Origin of the sequence: Xanthomonas arboricola pv. juglandis, assembly GCF_001013475.1 — a bacterium.
Lineage (GTDB): Bacteria > Pseudomonadota > Gammaproteobacteria > Xanthomonadales > Xanthomonadaceae > Xanthomonas > Xanthomonas arboricola.
The window spans coordinates 1-18,066 of record NZ_JZEF01000008.1 but is presented as its reverse complement, the minus strand read 5'-3'; the positions used below and the strand labels follow the sequence as shown (position 1 = coordinate 18,066).

The 18,066-nt window shown below is 62.7% G+C and carries 16 protein-coding genes and 2 other RNA genes; 10 read left to right on the top strand and 8 right to left on the bottom strand.

Translation table 11 applies throughout. The annotated features are described in order from the left end of the window. Positions 1–70 precede the first annotated feature (70 nt). Positions 71–1,768 carry an FAD-dependent monooxygenase gene (locus XARJCFBP2528_RS21500; RefSeq protein ID WP_016903857.1) on the bottom strand — a complete coding sequence of 566 codons (1,698 nt, stop codon included), beginning with the start codon at positions 1,766–1,768 and terminating at the stop codon, positions 71–73. After that, positions 1,765–2,409, bottom strand: coding sequence for a MarR family winged helix-turn-helix transcriptional regulator (locus XARJCFBP2528_RS21495; protein WP_230673854.1), 645 nt, complete (start codon positions 2,407–2,409; stop codon positions 1,765–1,767). Before XARJCFBP2528_RS21495 ends, XARJCFBP2528_RS21500 begins: the two co-directional genes overlap by 4 nt. Positions 2,410–2,792: 383 nt before the next feature. On the opposite strand from XARJCFBP2528_RS21495, the gene XARJCFBP2528_RS21490 reads away from it, so the two are divergent. From XARJCFBP2528_RS21490 to XARJCFBP2528_RS21470, 6 genes are all read left to right on the top strand, one after another. Continuing rightward, positions 2,793–3,677, top strand: a complete 885-nt coding sequence (locus tag XARJCFBP2528_RS21490) for an acyl-CoA dehydrogenase family protein (RefSeq protein WP_016903854.1) — start codon at positions 2,793–2,795, stop codon at positions 3,675–3,677. Further along, positions 3,665–4,426: a PIG-L deacetylase family protein gene (locus XARJCFBP2528_RS21485; RefSeq protein ID WP_016903853.1), complete on the top strand. Its 762-nt coding sequence runs from the start codon at positions 3,665–3,667 to the stop codon at positions 4,424–4,426. The genes XARJCFBP2528_RS21490 and XARJCFBP2528_RS21485 overlap by 13 nt, the downstream gene beginning before the upstream one ends. Continuing rightward, on the top strand, positions 4,423–5,019 hold the full coding sequence (locus XARJCFBP2528_RS21480; protein WP_016903852.1) for a class I SAM-dependent DNA methyltransferase: 597 nt from the start codon (positions 4,423–4,425) through the stop codon (positions 5,017–5,019). Before XARJCFBP2528_RS21485 ends, XARJCFBP2528_RS21480 begins: the two co-directional genes overlap by 4 nt. Then, positions 5,016–5,702 carry a glycosyltransferase family 2 protein gene (locus XARJCFBP2528_RS21475; RefSeq protein ID WP_039527216.1) on the top strand — a complete coding sequence of 229 codons (687 nt, stop codon included), beginning with the start codon at positions 5,016–5,018 and terminating at the stop codon, positions 5,700–5,702. The genes XARJCFBP2528_RS21480 and XARJCFBP2528_RS21475 overlap by 4 nt, the downstream gene beginning before the upstream one ends. Positions 5,703–5,761: 59 nt before the next feature. Further along, a non-coding RNA gene (locus tag XARJCFBP2528_RS23060) (sX9 sRNA) lies at positions 5,762–5,837 on the top strand. A 352-nt stretch (positions 5,838–6,189) separates the two neighbouring features. Then, on the top strand, positions 6,190–6,408 hold the full coding sequence (locus tag XARJCFBP2528_RS21470; RefSeq protein ID WP_230583935.1) for a hypothetical protein: 219 nt from the start codon (positions 6,190–6,192) through the stop codon (positions 6,406–6,408). A 21-nt stretch (positions 6,409–6,429) separates the two neighbouring features. On the opposite strand, the gene XARJCFBP2528_RS21465 is transcribed toward XARJCFBP2528_RS21470, so the two are convergent. After that, the gene (locus XARJCFBP2528_RS21465) at positions 6,430–7,710 is read right to left on the bottom strand and encodes a two-component system sensor histidine kinase NtrB (protein WP_016904795.1); all 1,281 of its coding nucleotides are present in this window, start codon (positions 7,708–7,710) and stop codon (positions 6,430–6,432) included. 50 nt (positions 7,711–7,760) lie between these two features. Here XARJCFBP2528_RS21465 and XARJCFBP2528_RS21460 point away from each other — a divergent pair, with 50 nt between their 5' ends. Both XARJCFBP2528_RS21460 and XARJCFBP2528_RS23055 read left to right on the top strand, forming a co-directional pair. After that, the gene (locus XARJCFBP2528_RS21460; RefSeq protein ID WP_374057747.1) at positions 7,761–8,153 is read left to right on the top strand and encodes a response regulator; all 393 of its coding nucleotides are present in this window, start codon (positions 7,761–7,763) and stop codon (positions 8,151–8,153) included. A gap of 58 nt (positions 8,154–8,211) precedes the next feature. Continuing rightward, positions 8,212–8,287, top strand: a non-coding RNA gene (locus XARJCFBP2528_RS23055) — sX9 sRNA. Positions 8,288–8,448: 161 nt separating this feature from the next. On the opposite strand, the gene XARJCFBP2528_RS21455 is transcribed toward XARJCFBP2528_RS23055, so the two are convergent. The 4 genes from XARJCFBP2528_RS21455 to XARJCFBP2528_RS21440 form a co-directional block, all read right to left on the bottom strand. After that, positions 8,449–9,129, bottom strand: coding sequence for a thermonuclease family protein (locus XARJCFBP2528_RS21455; RefSeq protein ID WP_047125080.1), 681 nt, complete (start codon positions 9,127–9,129; stop codon positions 8,449–8,451). A gap of 416 nt (positions 9,130–9,545) precedes the next feature. After that, positions 9,546–10,871, bottom strand: a complete 1,326-nt coding sequence (locus XARJCFBP2528_RS21450; protein ID WP_016904792.1) for a PQQ-dependent sugar dehydrogenase — start codon at positions 10,869–10,871, stop codon at positions 9,546–9,548. Further along, a complete protein-coding gene (locus tag XARJCFBP2528_RS21445) occupies positions 10,868–11,284 on the bottom strand; it encodes a hypothetical protein (RefSeq protein ID WP_016904791.1) in 417 nt (138 codons plus the stop codon). The genes XARJCFBP2528_RS21450 and XARJCFBP2528_RS21445 overlap by 4 nt, the downstream gene beginning before the upstream one ends. Positions 11,285–11,467: 183 nt before the next feature. Then, complete coding sequence (locus XARJCFBP2528_RS21440) at positions 11,468–12,139, bottom strand: TraX family protein (RefSeq protein ID WP_039529940.1); 672 nt, start codon at positions 12,137–12,139, stop codon at positions 11,468–11,470. A 1,003-nt stretch (positions 12,140–13,142) separates the two neighbouring features. On the opposite strand from XARJCFBP2528_RS21440, the gene XARJCFBP2528_RS21430 reads away from it, so the two are divergent. Continuing rightward, entirely contained in the window at positions 13,143–13,781 is a 639-nt protein-coding gene (locus XARJCFBP2528_RS21430; RefSeq protein ID WP_080715707.1) for a carboxymuconolactone decarboxylase family protein, read from the top strand. A gap of 90 nt (positions 13,782–13,871) precedes the next feature. Here XARJCFBP2528_RS21430 and XARJCFBP2528_RS21425 read toward each other — a convergent pair whose 3' ends face one another. Continuing rightward, the gene (locus tag XARJCFBP2528_RS21425; RefSeq protein ID WP_047125078.1) at positions 13,872–14,147 is read right to left on the bottom strand and encodes a hypothetical protein; all 276 of its coding nucleotides are present in this window, start codon (positions 14,145–14,147) and stop codon (positions 13,872–13,874) included. A gap of 1,023 nt (positions 14,148–15,170) precedes the next feature. Here XARJCFBP2528_RS21425 and XARJCFBP2528_RS21420 point away from each other — a divergent pair. Beyond that, positions 15,171–17,924 carry a S8 family serine peptidase gene (locus tag XARJCFBP2528_RS21420; RefSeq protein ID WP_047125077.1) on the top strand — a complete coding sequence of 918 codons (2,754 nt, stop codon included), beginning with the start codon at positions 15,171–15,173 and terminating at the stop codon, positions 17,922–17,924. Positions 17,925–18,066: the final 142 nt, after the last annotated feature.

The window sequence follows — 18,066 nt, the reverse complement described above, 5'->3', positions numbered from 1 at the left end:
TGGGGGAAGCGTTCCCGGTGGTGTCAGCTTGCGCAGCGTCATCGAGCGGTTTGGGTGGATCACTGCAGGCTCAGCGTGCAGCGCCTTCTGTCGCCGGGTCGAAGACGCGCTTGCAATAAGAGTGCAGATGCTCCGGCGCATCGGCACGACCGCGGAAGGCGATGTGGCCGTTGGGCCGCACCAGGATCAGCGCGCTGGTGTCCGCAATGCCATAGGCGGCGTGCGCAGCACCGTCCAGATCCGAGAGTGCGGTGGCGTCGTCGGGCTGCGGCACGGCGGCGCCCAGGATGAGTCTGGGCCGCAGCCACGGCCACGCCTCCAGCCCGGCAAGCGCCAGCCGCAGCTGTGGCATGGCATCGTGCTGCCGCCCGTCGAAGGCAAGCAGCGCCCATCCCCAACTCCATCCATCCGGGTTGTAGAGATGGGCGAACAGCGTCGTCGAGGTGCCATCGGCGGCGACGACATTCGCATCTGGCGCGCGGTCGCCGCAGTGCGGCACGCGGCGCTGAAGCAGCTCGCGCAGGCCGCCGAGATGATCGTCGTTGAGCGGGCTTTCGGGATACGCCACCGACAACTGCTGCAGATCATCCGAGCCCTGGATCAGCGTGCCGATGGTGGGGATGAGCTTGGCGGCGATGCCCATGGCCGCATCCTTGATCGGGCCGCGGTAGACGCTGTTGTGGAAGCCACGCGCTTGTCGTTCGTCCAGTTCACGGTGCTCGCCGCCACGCTCCACGTCGTAGGAATCGAGCACCACCGGCGCGGCCTTGCCTTGCAAGGTCATCGCCAGCCGCCATGCCAGGCCGATCGCATCGTGCAGGCCTGCATTCATGCCCTGCCCGCCGATCGGCAAGGTGCGGTGGCCGGCATCGCCGAGCAGCAGCACACGCCCCTTGGCGTAATGCGCGGCGGTGCCATGCTGGAAGCGGCTATGCGTCAGCCAGATCGGATCGCTCAGCGTCAGCGTCGGGTCTTCGGTCACCTCGCGCGCAATGGTCTGCATTTCCTCCAGTGTCGGGTCACGCTCCGGGATGCCGGTGTCGTCGGCCAGGAAAAACAACCGGTGGTAGCCGCCCCATACCGGCAGCACACCGCAAAAGCCCTTGGGGTAATAGAAAAACCAGAGCTGATCGAAATCGGTGGAACGTCGCCAACGCAGCTTGGCGTCGACCTGACGGTTCATGCGATTGGGTAGCTTTTTCGGTTCGAAATCCAGCCCGAGCTGTTTGCGCACGGCGCTGTCGCCACCATCGGCGCCAATCAGGTAACGGCAGCGCAATTGCTCTGTCGGGCCGTCGTACTGGTCGCCGCTGCCGCATGTTGCAAGTGTGACGGTGACGCCGTCGGCATCCTGTTCGAAGCCGATGATCTTGCGGCCGCGCTCGACGCTGCCGCCTTTCGCCTCGAGCTGCTCGGTCAGCACGGTTTCGATGACGTCCTGCCCGCTGTAAAGCACCTGCGCATATGGGCTGGCGATATCGGCAATTTCCACCGGGTCGACGGTCTGCCCGTTGAGCAAGGTGCTGACCTTGGTGATCCGATACGACTTTTCCGCCAGCGCATCGCGGATACCAATGCTGTGAAGCAGCTCCTGCGGCCGCGCCCAGAGGTTATTGGCGCGCGAATGCGGCCTGGCTTGCACGCGTTGTTCGAAGACGCGGAAGTCGACGCCGTGATGGGCGAGCGCACAGGCGGTGGTCAATCCGATCGGGCCGCCTCCGACGATGATGACGTCGGTGTCGACGTCGCGTTGTACGGAAGCGTTCATGGCCTGCCTTTTTTTAGGGAGACGCGTGTTGCGCCGGCGGTCGCGGTCGGCGCGCTGACGTCGTCCGCCATGACTTCGTTCATTTCGACCAGCACGGCGAGCGCGGTTGCCACGCGTCTGGCTCCGATGCGGTCCAGCATGCGTTGGTCCAGCGGAGCGGCGGCGGCTTCGGCTGCATCCAGCGCGGCGCGGCCGGTGCGCGTGAGCACCACCAGCTTTGCGCGCTGGTGGTGGGGATTGGGCTGGAGCGCAACGAAGCCTTGCTCGAGCAATAGATCGACGACACGCTGCACCGCCTGCCGGGTGATGCCCATGTTGCGCGCGATATGCGCCACCGGCAGTGGCATCGGTGAATAGCCCAACGCGCCCAGGACCTGCCACCACGCAGTGGTCAGCCCGGCAGGGCGTACCAATGCATTACCGGTCTCGACCAGACGGCCGTTCGTTTCGAAGATCTTGATCACCAGGTTGCGGACAGCCAGTAAATCGTCTTGAGTGCTCATGAGCAACATGCTGCCTATTTGACAACATATTGTCAATCTTAGGTCTTTGGCTGCAGCATTTGCCTTTTGATGCTCTGCATCTTTGGAACTCCCTGCACCAGAAGTCGATCGACGCCGCAGCGCTGGCGTTGAACGCATGGGCGATCAAGTTCGTCATCGCGTCGCTGTGATCGGTCGCGATTCGGAGCCTGTGGTCGAGATACATCGCGCCGATTAGCCCGCTGCTGTTGACGGGTGGCACAACGCAGACGAGTCAGTGACCACATATTCCACTGCAACGACATTGTCGTCTGAGCATCGATTCGCGCAGCAAGTTGCGACAACATCCCTGCACTTCTGCTCGCTTTTCACTTGGAGAGCCCTCTTCATGCGTCACACGCCTTGCACCGTGTGCTGCTTAGCTTGTTCCGATGAGCGCACGTATTTCATCGCACACCCTTGTCTTTGCATCGCCCACGGATTCAGCCCCTACCGCCGGACTCAAGCATTCGATTGCGGACAAGTGGCTCGAGACCCATCCGATGCTGCCGCTTCCCGGGCGCGGTCACACCATAGAACGCTGGCAGACGCTTGCCGATATCGCGGCAGATGACCTGTGCGCGGCCAAGTTCCTGGAAGCGCATTACGATGCGCAAGCCATCTGCGCCGATCTGGGCGTGGATCTCATCACGCCGACCCAGCGTTGGGCGGTGTGGGCGGCCGAGCCGCCTGGCTCCGATATGCGTTTTTCCGGACAAGTACTTAACGGCACCAAGGCATGGTGTTCTGGTGCCGCGCAAGTGACGCATGCGCTGGTGACGACGCGTCATGCAGGCGCCAGTTGCCTGTTTGCCGTGGCGCTGGATCAGCCCGGCATTCAGATCGACAGCAGTGCGTGGCAGGCGGTCGGCATGCAAGGCATCGAGACGGCCAATGTCCGCTTCTCCGATACGCCAGCGCGGCAGATTGGCGCAAGTGATGCGTACCTGACCCGACCTGGATTCTGGCACGGAGGTGCCGGCATCGCTGCGTGCTGGTTCGGCGCCACCGTTGCAGTTGCCGATGTGCTGCGTGCCTCTGCGCGTGTGAGCAAGGATCCGCATGCCGCCGCGCACCTGGGCGCCATCGATGCAGGCCTGGCATCTGCCGCTGCGTTGTTGCGTCAGCTGGCAATGCGCATCGATGCGCAGCCGGAGCAGGCACATCTGCGTGACGTACTGCAGGTGCGCAGCGTGGTCGAGGCGGTGGCACGTGACACGCTGGATAGGGTCGCGCGTGCGCTGGGTCCAGGGCCGCTGTGCGGCAACCGCGCGCATGCGCAGCGTTGTGCCGACCTGTCGGTGTTCATTCGGCAACACCATGCAGAACGCGACCTGCAGGCCCTGGGCGAGTTGTGCCAACAGGAGACATCGCCTTGGAAGATCTAGCCGGGCAGCCCATCGAGGGCACAGGCACGCCGGAAGCCGCATGGCGCGCCTCGCCGTACCTGAGCGAGCTGTCACGCGCCACGCTGTTGCAACTGATGCAAGGCGGCCAGCGCCTGGTGGTGGTGGCGCCGCACCCGGACGATGAGGTGCTTGGATGTGGCGGGTTGATTGCCGCCGCGCGTGCCGCAGGCGTACCGGTGCTGATCATTGCGTTGACCGATGGGGAGCAGGCCTATCCCGACGAACCCGGCTGGCATCCACAGGTGCTGGGCCCGGCGCGGCGCCTGGAACTGGAAGCTGCCGCGCAGCAGTTGGGTGTAGTGCCTGGCACATTGACCCATCTCGCACTGGGCGATGGCGCGCTGGCGGCATGCGAAGCGCGCATGGCACAGGCCCTCGGCGATCTGATCACTGCGCAGGACACAGTGCTGGTGACCTGGGACCGCGATGGCCATCCCGATCATGAAGCCGCATCGCGTGCGACCCATGCCGCGTGCAAGGCGCAGTCGGCGCGGCGTCTGCAATATCCGGTCTGGGCGTGGCACTGGTCGCGTCCGGAAGATGGGGTATTTGCCGGTGGCACTGCCGTGCGCTTCGATCTATCGCCTGCGGTGCTGAGTGCCAAGCAGCGCGCCATTGCGTGCTTTGCCACGCAGCTTGGCAACTGCACGCCGGCCGTTGCAGCACCGATCCTGCCGCCTTCGGTGCTGGAGCGCTTTGCGCGGCCGTTCGAGGTCTTCATCCGATGACCGCGCTGAGCGTTGAGCACTTTGAGCAGATGTATGCCGATGCAGATCCGTTCGGCTATCGCTCGCGCTGGTACGAGCAACGCAAGCGCGACATCCTGCTCGGTGTCCTGCCCTACCCGAGGTTCGCGCGTGGTTGGGAATTTGGCTGTTCCAATGGCGAGCTGACCGCGCAGCTGGCGCAGCGCTGCGACACGCTGCTGGCGACGGATCTGTCGCAGCAGGCGGTCGAGCTGGCGAGCGTGCGCGTGCAGGCGCTGCCTGCGGTCACGCTGCAGCAGGCGGCGCATCCGTCGGACTGGCCGGAAGGGCTGTTCGACCTGATCGTCTTCAGTGAAGTGGGTTATTACCTCGACACTCCGGCTTTCGAAAAGACCGTCGCGCTGTTCGCCCGCTCGCTCACCGCCAAGGGCTGTCTTGTGGCATGTCACTGGCGGCATGACTTCGACGGTGCTTTGCGCAGTGCCGAGCAGGTCCACAGCGCACTGAACCAGGCATTGGCAATGGACACGCTGTGTTCCTATCAGGATGCGGACTTCGTGCTGCAGGCCTGGATGTCCGGGCCGTCGATTGCGCAACAGGAGCAGCTACGATGATCGCGGTGACCATCCCGGCGCATAACGAAGCGGATCTGATCGGCAAGTGCCTGCAATCCATTCTGGTGGCGGCCGCGCATCCGCATCTGGTTGGAGAGCGCGTGGAAATCCATGTCGCGCTCGATCGCTGCAGCGACGGCACCGGCGCCATCGCACGCGCGCACGGCGCAAGAACCGTCGCCACCTCCGGTGGTGTCGGCATTGCGCGTGCAGCGGCTGCATCGGCGGCTATTGCGCGCGGGGCGCGCTGGCTTGCGTTTACCGATGCCGACACCTGCGTACCGCCGGACTGGCTTTCGGCACAGCTCGATTGCGCTGCGGATGTGTTCTGTGGCGTGGTGGAGGTAACCGACTGGCACGATTTCCGTCCCGAAACACGGCAGGCCTTCCTGTCCAAGGAAATCCGTCGCGACGGGCATCCGCATGTGCATGGTGCCAATCTCGGCATGAGTGTGGCTGCGTACGTGGCAGCCGGTGGTTTTTCTGCGCTCAAGTGCAGCGAAGACGTGGCGCTGGTCTCGGCACTGGAGCGCGCGGGCATGCAGATTGCCCGCCTGGTCAAGCCGGTCGTCAATACCAGCGCCCGCCGCATCGCCCGTGCGACCGGCGGATTCAGCGACCACCTGGCTCGACTGGAGATGGCCGTACTGGCAGGCGAGCCGGTATTAGGTAATCAGGTTTAAAGCGGCTATCAACATTACTGGGTAGCCGCCAGGCGGGCGTGGCTGGTGCTGGGAATTACATGCACCACTCTTGCACTGCGATTCCTTCGCGTCGTCCGCACTCGCGTGGCGACTGCCTGTTGCGCCCTGCTGGCCACTCTTAATGGTTGGGTGTTTCGCCGACTATTGTTCAGCAGCAAGCAGTCGCGTCGGTTTCAGGCATTGGATGGGATCGCCATTGGAAACGACGCAAATAAATCAGTTTATCCAGCGATCGATATCTCGATCACCACCAGCTGTCGCGACAATGGAAAATACGTTTATCTGTATAAGCGAGCTGTGCATAATCCACTGCGGTCGTGTTCTTTTTGATTTCATCGTCATCTGCTGATTATTACCTTTATCGCTTGCAAGTTGAAAAAATAGCGATCAAGGTGCAACTGTTCTCGACTTAATGCGCCAGCACACGCCGGCAACTGCCGCTACCGAGGTTATGATGGAACCCACAATGTTTCGGCAGATTGGTCGTTATCGGTTGACTGCACATACGGTTCCGGTGGGCGGAGTTTTCTCCCCGGAGATTCTGGTGTCGTTCGATGATGGAATCACCTTGTACGGGCACAGGCATGAGATGCGATTCGACACGCAACTTGCCGCGCACCACTACGCCAGACAATGGATGGGCAGATGCACCATCACGCCGCTGGGCATTCTCGAGAGTCTTTGAGCGACGCCGCTACCTCTGATGTCAGGAACCAGATGGCTCCGCTGCAGGGAAGCCCAGCGTGAAGCAGGCGCCCTGCCCTGGTACCGATTGCACCTCGATATAGCCGTCGGCCTGTCTGACCGCCCCATCGACTTGCGCCAAGCCCAGCCCGGTGCCCTTGCCTGCCGGTTTGGTGGTGAAGTAGGCGTCGAACAGCTGATCGCAGATCTCCGGTGCAATACCGCTGCCATTGTCCTGGACAGAGAGGGTGACGTAATCGCCGGCCCGACGACCGGCGGCATCCACATCTGCTAGCGTCCGCGTCGCAACGGTGATGCAGACCCTGCCACGCACCGCGCAGACATCGCGCGCATTGATCACCAGGTTCAACAAGGCCCGTTCCAGTGTATGTGGATCCGCCAGTACTGCACTGTCGCAAGTCGTGGTCTCCCACTCGACCGATACCGCAGCGCCTGCTGCCTGTTGAAGCAGGGGCAGCAAGCGCGCGACCAGCGCATTGAGTTCGACACGTTCGGGAGCATAAGGATGCTTGCGTGCAAAGCCCAGCAGGCGTTGGGCCATGACCGAGCCCTGCTGCAGAGCGGTCTCTGCCATGCGCAAAATCTTCTGATCCTCTTCTACGATCGAGCCACGCGACTGAACCACATCGATGGCAGCGCCCGCGGTTTGCAGCACATTGTTCAGGTCGTGAACGACACCGGCCAACAGTTGACCGACTGCCTCGCCCTCCTGCGCACGCTCGGCTACGCGCTCAGCCAGACGCTGCGCGGCGCGTGCAATATCCAGCTCAACCTCGATGCTTGGAGACTGCGCCTCTGCACGTACTTGGTCGTGCGTCGCCGCAGCAGCCTGCTCATCGTGCCTGGTTGTAGCCTCGCTGCGGGCCTGCAGCGTCTGGTTGAGCGTGCGTAATGCCTGCTGCGACTGCCGGCGTTCGGTGATGTCGCGATTGACCGCAAGCACACCCTCGATCCGGCCATCCGCGTTACGCAGCGGGCTTGTCGACACCAACCAGCTCAGGAGCTGCCCGTCTGCATTCGTACATTCGGTCTCGAACTGCTGCGACTCGCCACGCTCGGCAGCAGCGAGCGCCTGCCGCACGCGCGGCCTGAATCGCTTCGGCCATAACGACACCCAGGGCAGGCCCACCACAGAGGCGGCATCGACAGACGCCACACGCGCCAGACCATGCGCGTTGACGAACCTGACGCGTCCGTCCAAGGCAATTTCCTTGATGGAATCCAGCGACAGCTCGACGACCTGTCGATAGCGATGGTCGGGAAAGTCCTGCGTGCTGTTCATGGTTCTCAAATCGATCACGTGTTTTTCGCGTGGGAAACGTAGTGTGATGCATGCATCCTCAGAAAACCTGCTTTATGGGCTCTACAAACGAAAAACTGATTCTTGTCGTCGAGGACGATGCTGACACTCTCGAGTTGGCCACGCTGCTGCTGACCGAGAGCGGTTATGCGGTCGTGACCGCAACCGATGCGCAGGGTGCGTTGGAGCATATCGATAAGCACCCGGCGATCGCGCTGGTTTTTACCGATCTGCAGATGCCGGGGTTACTGGATGGATACGGCCTGATTTCGTATCTGCGCGCGGATGGCAACAATCTGCCGGCGATCCTGACATCGGGTCTGGGGCATTCCCCCAATGGGTTACCCCGCCGGACGACGTTTTTAAGCAAGCCCTACACACGCCGCAGCCTAGTCCAGAATATCGAGGCCTTTGTCGGGCATTAGAGCGGCTGACAAGACTCTTGCGCCGCCCTTAGGCAGGCGGCCGGTGCCAGGCATCGGCATGTACCGCTCGTACACTCCGGGCCTGAGCACGCCGCCCGCATCAGCTGACGACCGCTGGCTACATTTTGTCAGACGCTCTTGGCGTGCCGGTCAGAGCGCAGCTACCTGTCGGCGCATGCGCATGTGTCAGGTGTGGTGATTGCGCCGCGCTGGGTTGATTGACCAAAACACCCCAGCAGGATCGATAGGCGTCGCGGTAAGCTGCTCGACGCTGGATCGCACACATTGCCAGCCATCAGCGCGCCGCGCGCCGCCAGCCTGCATTGATCGCTTCCTGGCTGGTGCAGAAAAAACGCTCGCCCTTGGCAGGTGAGATGCTGGTCCGCGTGTAATCGCGTTGCCCGGGCATATGGAAGATCTTGCTGCCCTTGCTCGAAATATTGCCCTTGATGGCGCAGTGCGCAGGCGTTTGCGCTGCCGCCTGAGCGCGCTGTGCCGATTGCTTGCGCTTGCTGCGTCGGTAATCGGCAGGCATCTGAAAGCTGCCAGCCCAGAGATTGCGCCGTTGCTGATGCGCGTTGCGTTCGTCGGCAACGAACGCGGTGGCGTACTCGCGGTAGGCCAACGCCCAACCGGATTGCACCATCCAGCGGTTGACCGACTGCCCCTGCACATAGCACTCGGCCACGATCCGTCCATAGCGATCGGTGTCCTTGGGTTGGCAGCGAACCGTCTTGTCGAGCAGATAGCCATCCAGTGCAGCAGCGGAACGTCGGCCGCAAGGCCATGCGCTGCCAGCGTTGCTGGTGCATTGCTGCGTGCTTTCGGGTGCATCGATGCCCCACAGGCGGATACGTTTCTGCGCGACAGTGATGGTGTCACCATCGGTCACGGTTGCCCGGCCGACCAACTCTGCTGCAATAAGGGGTGAAGCGAAGAGTGCAACGACAACCACCACCGAACATCTGAACAACATCAACAACAAGCCTCGGGTGATCGGCAGAGCGTGGTCCGTCTGTTCTTGCCTTGGTAACAGCGTCTAGCCGATTGGCTCACCAGAGATCCATCGCACTGATGCCTGCATCATCCAGGCCGACGCGGGGCCGGCACTGTATGCCAATGGGACGGCGATGCCTATCCCTTGCGGTGGTCTGCGAAGACGGTGTTGCGCTCGGTGTTCATCGATGCGCATTCGTTACGGCTGCATTGGAGGCCGATCAATCGCGGTGCCGATAGACGGCGAATAGAAACCAGTGCCTTGAAGGCCGGTGTCTCTGAAAAGTTGGATTGTTCCTGATGAGACCTACAGGTAGCCCCTGCCCCCGCACCCTTGGCGCAAGTAACACACCGAGTACTGCCCGGTTCTTTGCAGAACCGGGCATGCAGGCAGGCTTACTGCGCTGCCGCTTGCGGCGCGACAGGCGCCGCATCCGGCGTCACGCGCCAGATCGTATTGGCCAGATCGTCCGCGACGATCAACGCACCACGTGGATCGAGCGTGACACCGACCGGGCGACCGCGGGTCAGGCCATCGTCGCCATGGAAGCCGGAGACGAAGTCGATTGGGTCGCCCGCCGGGCGGCCATCGCGGAACGGCACGAACACCACCTTGTAGCCCACCGGCGGGTCGCGATTCCAGCTGCCGTGCTCCCCGACGAACACGCCGTCGCCGAACTGCGTTCCCATCGTGGTCGAAGAAAAAGCGACACCGAGTGCGGCGACATGCGATCCCAGCGCGTAGTCGGGCACGATGGCCGAGGCGACCTTCTGCGGGTCCTGCGGCATGACCCGCGTGTCCACATTCTTGCCCCAGTAGCTATAGGGCCAGCCGTAGAAACCGCCTTCGCGTACCGAGGTGAGGTAGTCGGGCACCAGGTTCGGGCCGATTTCGTCACGCTCGTTGACCACCGCCCACAGTGCGCCGCTACCTGGCTGGATCGCCAATGCAGTGGGATTGCGCAGCCCGGTGGCATAGCTCTTGTGGGCACCGGTTGCCGGATCCACCTGCCAGACCTGGGCGCGGTCGACTTCGGCAATCATGCCGCGCTCGGTGATATTGCTGTTGGAGCCGATCGCAACATACAGATAGCGTCCATCGGCACTGGCGGTCAGCGCCTTGGTCCAGTGATGGTTGATGGCCGACGGCAAGTCGGTGACCTTGCTGGGCGCAGCGCTGGCCTTGGTCTGCCCTGGCTGATAATCGAAACGCACCAGTGCGTCCTGATTTGCCACGTACAGCGCATTGCCGATCAGCGCCAGGCCGTACGGTGCATTGAGCTTGTCGGCAAACACAGTCTCCAGTTCATAGGTACCGTCGCCATCGGCATCGCGCAGCAGCGTCAGACGGTTGCCGCTCTTGACCGAGGTGTTGCCCTTGGCCTTGATCGCGCCTGCAATCACGTCCTTGGGCTTGAGGTTGGGTGCGTTGCCGCCGCGGCCTTCGGCCACCAGGATGTCGCCATTGGGCAACACCAGCGTCTGGCGTGGGATGCCCAGACCGGTGGCGATTGCAGCGATGCGGTAACCCGCCGGCACGGTGGGTTTGCGTTCGCCCCAGGCTGCCGGCTCGGCGATGGTCATGTCGGGCAGCAGGCCGCGATCCGGCGCGGGCAGCTCGGGACTGGCGCCGTGTTGTTTGAGCTCGGGCGCCTTGCCGCAGGACGCGAGTGCGGCAGCGAGAATGGAGACCGACACGACGGTAACGGTATGACGCTTCATCGGGCACCTCCCACGCGCAGGCTGGACAGCCCCGACCAGGTTGCAACAAGCGCGAATGCGGTCGCAATCGCAGAAAATACCAACGCTGCCGGCATGATGGCCCAGGCATCGCGTGCGTGATGCAGGGCGTCGAAGAAGCCGACGATCCATGCGGCACCGAGCGCGATCACATAGATCACATTGCGGCTTCCGCGAACGAAGCCGACGATCGCACACAGCAAGGCGATCGTCGTCAATACCATCGCGCCGATCAGCAGCCACGCAGCAAAATTGGCCCACTGGATCTGATGACTGCTCCAGTACGCGTAGTCGCTCAGCAAGGCACCGAGAAACAGCGGCCACACACCGCCGAGCACGGCTGCATGGAACGGATGGATGGCCCAGGATCGGGCGGGCGTGGCAGTTGAATTCATGGCGGACTCATTGGGCGCGTGGTGAAACGTGCCCCGATGCTGCCAGCTGCCACGTGATGAGCGCGGTGATGCTGAGTCTTCTCTGCGCGACGGCTGCTCTGACGCAGAAGCCTCGTGCCCATGGTTCAGGGCATCGTGACCCAAGGCTATCGATTCGAACAGCATCCGCAGCGCGGGACGCGACTAACTTACTGTCCAGATGAGGCCGATCACGGCCAAGTGTGCAACGTAATAACCATAGAATGCCCAACGCAGCCGGGGTAGCGGTAACTGCAGCCTGCCGAGCTGCATCAGCGGAAGTGCCAACAAGGCCCAGCCATTGCCGTTGTTCCAACACAACAGTCCCATGCAGATCCACAACGTCCACGGCAATTTGGCTAAAGTCGGTTTTGTGGAAGCCAGGCCGACAAGTGACTGCAGCGTTCCGCCAGTGCGAAACCAGCTCCATGCCGCCCCTACAAGCCAAACTCCGATCCATTGATAGTCGACGGCCATTGGCGCAAGCAGTCCAAGAAACGAGGCCAGCAGCCAGCGGCGATCTTGCATTGACCAGACGAGACAAGTCGCAAGTGCGAAGGTGATAAGGATGTTGACCGGCAGCAGGAAACCAAATGCCCACACGTGGAACGGCTGTGCAATGAGCCCCCAGCCAGCCAACCGCTTTACCGACTTCGCGTAGTCGGTTCCAGGTTGCGCGAGATTGAAGGCCATGATCAAAGCAAAAACTGGGAAGGCTATGCGTCCGAGTTCAGATAGAACCGGTACATAGCCATCCAGCAGTGCCTTGACTACGTGATCGAAGGTCATAAAAACAAGCGCAATCCATTTCAGGAGCTCCCTGCCGCTACTCGTCATGTCGCCTCTCAAGTGTCGTGCTGCAGCAGCGGCGAAACTGCGCACTAAGACAGCCATGGAATGTGCGGCCAAGCCCATCACCATCGCCACGTGAAGTTTTCATCAATCAACTACCGGTAGAAGAACGGTTGTAACTCAAACCGAGCAGGCAATCACCCGCTCTTTGACACAGGCAGCTGATGTGGCTTCTCAACCGGCTGGATTTGTCGCTGCAAAAGCCCACGACAGAATAGTGGAATGTAGGCGCTCTGGCGTGGCGGGCATGGAGACATCCAGCCCCTTCCAAGGCTGCGTGCGCCGCTCAGGCAAAACCCAAACCACTCATCCTGCAGAGCGACCGCTGGGCCGCCGCCATGATCACAGGTCATGGAAAGATGTGCGTGCTCCAGGCCGCTCTCTACGCTGGGCTCCATCCACTGGAGGAGCAGGCAGATGAAAGCATTCGCAATGATGTTGCTGGCAACCGCGTTGACCATGACCGACACGACCAGCATGCCCAGCCAGCGCCGCTTCAAACAGGGGCACAGAATAGGACCGCACCGATGCGATTGCACGAGCTGCGTGGCCAGGACCAGCACTGACTCCCTGCCCCGCCGGTTTCGTCAGCAGCACGCATCCAGGATGGCTTGAGTTTCAGTGCGGGTGTGCAGTGATGAGCACCGGTCATAGGACCATGCAAGCTGGATGGATGGAGCGGCATTGCATCTGCGTCATGCTCGTTGCCGGTATGTACGGCAAGGAGACGGCGATGAAAAGCGCAAGCCTGGTGCATTCGACTCGGCATGGTGCGCGCGCAGCTGGGGCGCCATCTGCACCGCATGGTCCGGCATCGGATGCTTGGATTCGCGCTGCCTTGCCCCTAAATCGGTGGAGAGATGCGATGCCATGCGCAAGCGCGCTGCGCCGCACTCTCCCCTCCATGGCTGCGCTGTTGTTGGGCGCAGTTGTATTGCTCTCTGTTGCCCCCTCCCCCGCGGCAGCACACCCTTCGGAGATCACGTCCATGACGACACACGCCACCTTGTCGCCCACGCAGCAGGCCATTGCGCCGATTGCCGCGTTTGCGGCCACCGGTGATATCGACCGCTTGAACACCGCATTGGAGGCGGGCCTCGATGCTGGCTTGAGCATCAGCGACTGCAAGGAGGTACTGGTCCAGCTGTATGCGTACGCCGGGTTTCCGCGCAGCCTCAATGCGCTGGCTGCGCTGATGCAGGTCGCCGATGCACGCAAGCAGCGCGGCATCGCCGATGCGCCGGGATACGACCCCGGCCCGGTACCGAGCGGCGATGCGCTGCTGGCGCTGGGCACTGCCAACCAGACCCGCCTGGCCGGCGCGCCGGTGACCGGGCCGTTGTTTACGTTTGCGCCGGCAATCGATCAGTACCTCAAGACGCATCTGTTCGGCGACATCTTTGCCCGCGACAACCTGGACTGGGTGAGCCGTGAACTGGCCACGATCAGCGTGCTCGCCGCCCTGGAAGGCGTGGAGGCGCAGCTGCAATCGCATTTGAAGATCGGCCTGAACATCGGTGTGACCGAGGCACAACTGCACGAACTGGCCCAGGTGCTGGACAAGCGTGTCGGTGCGGCCGCCGGCACACGCGCCAAGGCGGCACTGGCCAAAGCCCGGGCCCAGTGAGCCTGCGACAAGATTCGATGACCGCAGCGCGTGCTGCCGGTGCGGGTACCATGCCGGTGGCGGCACCACGTCGAAACCGATCGGACCCCGCTAAAGCGGCGCCGGGCCAGCCGCCAGCGCAGGCCGCACGCCGGCCTGCTTGACGACCAACTGGCCGATGTACTGCTCGGCCAGCCTGGTACCGATCTCCAGCGCGGTCTGTAGCGAGCCGAAGGTGGGCGCAGCCGGCAGCGGCACGGGATGCCCACAGACCTGCAAGGTCTCCAGCACGATGCGCCGGTGCCCGAGCTGTCGAGCGACCACGCGGTACGGCAGGCCCTGGTCGGTGCCTTCCGTGGACATTCTTTCGGTGCAGTGGGTACTCATCGGGCTCGAGCATAGCTGTGATGCCCAAATTTGGTGGCGTGGCAATTTGAACAATTTATGCAGACGCTAGCGCAGCGCCAGCGGCACACTTCCGACAGAACCGCTGTGGCCTGAGCAGGCCCGACCATGCTGCGATGACACCGATGTCGCACCCTGCGTGACGCACTTAGCGGCGCCGACGAGGACATCATCAGAATAATCTGCTGTCAGGGAACGCCGAACTTTGAGTTCCGCCCGGAAACAATCGGCTTGAATATTTTCCCGGCATTCAGCTTGATGGCCTTAGGCAAGCACGCGCCGGCCTCGAAGCTTTATTCGGCGCACTGAACATCCATCGTTTCTTCGAGCACATCCGCTTGCGAATTTCGTGCAGGAAATGCGGGGAATTGGGCACAATGGCCGGGTTCGCTCGCTTTTGATCAATATAAATCCGGTGGATATATTCGTCTAGCAGCAAAAAATTTAATATAACACCGGTGTCATTTCGATAAGCCACACCCCTTCAGGCCTGACACGGAAGAGTCCGTTAGAACTGCTAACTTACAGTCGAATCCGCTACAGCGCGTGGGCAATTCACCGACATCTTCGACGCATTTCCCGATTACCTGCGATATGCATCGCATTTAGGATTGCCGCCCCCCGAGATTCGTGACCGATTATTGTCGCGTCCGCTCTGACGTTTCCTTGCGGTCGGGCCTGATAGGGAGTTTTCTAATCCAATTTGGCTATGGATTAAATCATAAAACCCTATGCGTGATGTTTTTCTCTGAATAGCAACTGTCCGTTCAGGCTTTAGAGTTTACCGATAGCGCCGTTAAACAATCTCGCAAGCACACGGTTCAATGCGTCGGCGCATCACCGTGTTATCCGGAGCGCTTATCTGAGGGGACAGATTCGCGGCGGATAAAGTGAATAACACGTGAAATCAAATGCCACGCCGGTAATTTCCGGTGATGGAATCGTCTGCGCCAAATTTTAGATCTTTTGCAGTTGCGGCGCGCCACTACCGGAATCGACCAACCTATGAATCGCTCGCTACTCGCAACCACGATCGCCTCCTGCCTTGTCCTGACTGCCTGTGGCGGCGGTGGCGGCGGCAATGTCCGCAGTGATCCGCCGCAGACCACGGTGGTCGCCCCGACGCCGACAACTCCGACGACTCCGACGACGCCGGGCACCACCACGGCCGACCCGTTGCCCAAGACCGCGCCGACGCCGGCACCTGCGCCCGCCCGCTACCAGGGCCTGGGCAGCAACCTGCTGGTGCCGACCAATGCGGATCTGGCTCAGCAGGCCGGTGCCAGGGGCCAGGGCGTCAAGCTGGCAGTGCTGGACGACAATCTCTACGGCAGCTATGCGCCGATCAGCGGCAAGGTCGATACCTCTAACGATTACACCGACACCCCCGGCACACCGGAATCCGCATCGAACGCGTTGCGCGGCCACGGCACCGTCGTCTCGGCATTGGTGCTGGGCACCGCCCAGGACGGCTTCGCCGGCGGTATCGCGCCGGATGCGGACCTGTTCTATGCGCGCATCTGTGCCGAAAACTCCTGCGGTACCCAGCAGACCCGTCGCGCTGCGGTGGACCTGGCGGCTGCCGGTGTGCGGATCGCCAACCTGTCGATCGGCGCCTCGTATGCAGATGCGGCCAGCAGTGCGAATGCCGCGCTGGCCTGGAAGTACGCGCTGACCCCGCTGGTGCAGGCCGATGCGCTGATCGTGGCCGCCACCGGCAACGAAGGCGCGGCGGAAGCCTCCTACCCGGCAGCCACGCCGGTGCAGGAAGCCAGCCTGCGCAACAACTGGCTGGCCGTGGGCGCGGTCAACATCGACAGCGCCGGCAATGCCGCCGGCCTGACCAGCTATTCCAACCATTGCGGCGCCGCTGCACAGTGGTGCCTGGTGGCGCCGGGCAGCTACTTCGCACCGGCGTTGGCCGGCACCGAGCTGCAGGGCCAGATCGCCGGCACCTCGTTCTCCACTGCCGCGGTGAGCGGCATCGCGGCGCAGGTGCTTGGCGTGTATCCGTGGATGAGCGCTTCCAACCTGCAGCAGACCCTGTTGACCACCGCCACCGACCTGGGCGACCCCGGCGTGGATGCGCTGTACGGCTTCGGCCTGGTCAATGCAGCCAAGGCGATCAAGGGCCCGGGCCAGTTCGCCAGCAACTGGTCGGCGAATGTGACCTCCGGCTACGACAGCACCTTCAGCAATGACATCTCCGGCGCCGGCGGCCTGACCAAGAACGGCACCGGCAAGCTCACGCTCAGCGGCAACAACACCTACACCGGCGGCACCAGCGTCAGCGACGGCGTGCTCGCACTGTCCGGCAGCCTGCGTTCGGATGTCATTGTGCTCAACTCGGCCACGTTCGAATCGCGCGGCGGTGTCATCAACGGCGGCTACAGCCTGGCGAACAACACCGGCACCACCGCCATCGAATTGGGCAAGGGCTTGACCGTCACCGGCCAGGCCAGCCTGAAGGGCAACCTGCTGTTGCTGCCGGAAGCGGCTGGCTACAACGTCGGCAGCAGCGAGAAGATCGTCAAGGCCGGCGCGCTGCAGGGCACCTTCGACCGCGTGCAGTACGCCAACAACTTCTTCTGGACTGCTTCGCTCGCCTACGACCCCACCACCGTCACCGCCACGTTGACCCGCAATGCCTCCGCTGCCAGCGCGCAGGCGGCCGGTGCGCCGCAGTCGGTGGTCAACGGTGCCACGCAGGCCGATACGCTGGTCAAGGTGCTGGATACGCGTGTGGCCTCCGGCGATACGGATAACCTGGGTGGCCTGATCAGCGCCACCGGCGCGCTGCTGGCGGCCAACGATGCGCAGGTTGCCGCATCACTGCCGACCCTGGCCGGCCAGGTACACGGCATCGAGCGCACGCTGGGCTTCCAGTCCGCACTCAACGATGCACGCGTGGCGGCCGATCGCCTGCCCTACCTGGCCGACACCACCACGCTGACCACCTGGATGCAGGGCAGCTATCTGGACGGCGAGCTGGGCGGCAAGGGTTTCGACTCGGCCGACTACACCCAGCAGGCCACCACCGTCGGCGTGGATCTGCCGATGGGCAACGCCGGCACCATCGTGGGTGCGGCGCTGAGTTCAGGGCAGGACCGTGCGCACATCGATGCATCGGCCAGCCGCCTGCGCTCGGACCGTTATGCGATGACCGCGTATCTGTATCAGCCGATCGGCCAGGCGTATGTGTCCGGGATCGGTTCCTACGGCATGAGCAATGTGGACACCGAACGCACGGTGCAGGCCGGCAGCATCGGCGAGAGCCTGCAGGATCGCCGCCACGACACCAACTGGTCGCTGCGTGCCGAAGTCGGCCTGATGCCGCAGGCAGGGTTGTCGCCGTTCATTGCCGCAGGCGTGGTCAGCCAGACCCAGGATGCCTTCAGCGAAGCCTCGGCTACCGGGCTGGGGTTGAGCGCCAACAGCGACACGTTGCGTGCCGGCTATGGCGAGGTGGGTGTGCGCGGTCATCTGGTGCGCGGCAAGTGGGGCTTCGATGGCTTGATCGCCTACCGCTCGCTGCTCGGCAATCCGAACTCGGACTTCACTGCCTGGTTCACCGGCCTGCCGGAAGCGCGCTTCAACGTGGCCGGCGAGCCGGTGTCCAAGCAGTCGGCGCGTGCGTCGGTGGGCGTGCGTTACCAGCTCAACGATGCCTTCTCCATCTATGGCAACGTGGGCGCCGAGCGCGGTCGTTCCGATGCCAACAGCATCAATGCCAATGTCGGTTTGCGCTGGCAGTTCTGATCGCGACCGGCACCCGACCGCACTTGGTCACTGTAACCACCGATGCCATGCAGCACTGCGCATCAGGCAAAAAAAACCGGCAATGCCGGTAATGCTGTTCACTTAAGGGCAGCTCTAAAAACCCCCGATCCTTGGCATCATA

Bases quoted from the DNA above. Each gene is read 5' to 3' on its own strand.
- XARJCFBP2528_RS21500 (WP_016903857.1), bottom strand. From the start codon at position 1,768: ATGAACGCTTCCGTACAACGCGACGTCGACACCGACGTCATCATCGTC.
- XARJCFBP2528_RS21495 (WP_230673854.1), bottom strand. From the start codon at position 2,409: ATGCGTTCAACGCCAGCGCTGCGGCGTCGATCGACTTCTGGTGCAGGG.
- XARJCFBP2528_RS21465 (WP_016904795.1), bottom strand. From the start codon at position 7,710: ATGAACAGCACGCAGGACTTTCCCGACCATCGCTATCGACAGGTCGTC.
- XARJCFBP2528_RS21490 (WP_016903854.1), top strand. From the start codon at position 2,793: ATGCTGCCGCTTCCCGGGCGCGGTCACACCATAGAACGCTGGCAGACG.
- XARJCFBP2528_RS21480 (WP_016903852.1), top strand. From the start codon at position 4,423: ATGACCGCGCTGAGCGTTGAGCACTTTGAGCAGATGTATGCCGATGCA.
- XARJCFBP2528_RS21425 (WP_047125078.1), bottom strand. From the start codon at position 14,147: ATGAGTACCCACTGCACCGAAAGAATGTCCACGGAAGGCACCGACCAG.
- XARJCFBP2528_RS21420 (WP_047125077.1), top strand. From the start codon at position 15,171: ATGAATCGCTCGCTACTCGCAACCACGATCGCCTCCTGCCTTGTCCTG.
- XARJCFBP2528_RS21460 (WP_374057747.1), top strand. From the start codon at position 7,761: ATGCATCCTCAGAAAACCTGCTTTATGGGCTCTACAAACGAAAAACTG.
- XARJCFBP2528_RS21455 (WP_047125080.1), bottom strand. From the start codon at position 9,129: ATGTTGTTCAGATGTTCGGTGGTGGTTGTCGTTGCACTCTTCGCTTCA.
- XARJCFBP2528_RS21450 (WP_016904792.1), bottom strand. From the start codon at position 10,871: ATGAAGCGTCATACCGTTACCGTCGTGTCGGTCTCCATTCTCGCTGCC.
- XARJCFBP2528_RS21430 (WP_080715707.1), top strand. From the start codon at position 13,143: ATGACGACACACGCCACCTTGTCGCCCACGCAGCAGGCCATTGCGCCG.
- XARJCFBP2528_RS21470 (WP_230583935.1), top strand. From the start codon at position 6,190: ATGTTTCGGCAGATTGGTCGTTATCGGTTGACTGCACATACGGTTCCG.
- XARJCFBP2528_RS21445 (WP_016904791.1), bottom strand. From the start codon at position 11,284: ATGAATTCAACTGCCACGCCCGCCCGATCCTGGGCCATCCATCCGTTC.
- XARJCFBP2528_RS21440 (WP_039529940.1), bottom strand. From the start codon at position 12,139: ATGACGAGTAGCGGCAGGGAGCTCCTGAAATGGATTGCGCTTGTTTTT.
- XARJCFBP2528_RS21475 (WP_039527216.1), top strand. From the start codon at position 5,016: ATGATCGCGGTGACCATCCCGGCGCATAACGAAGCGGATCTGATCGGC.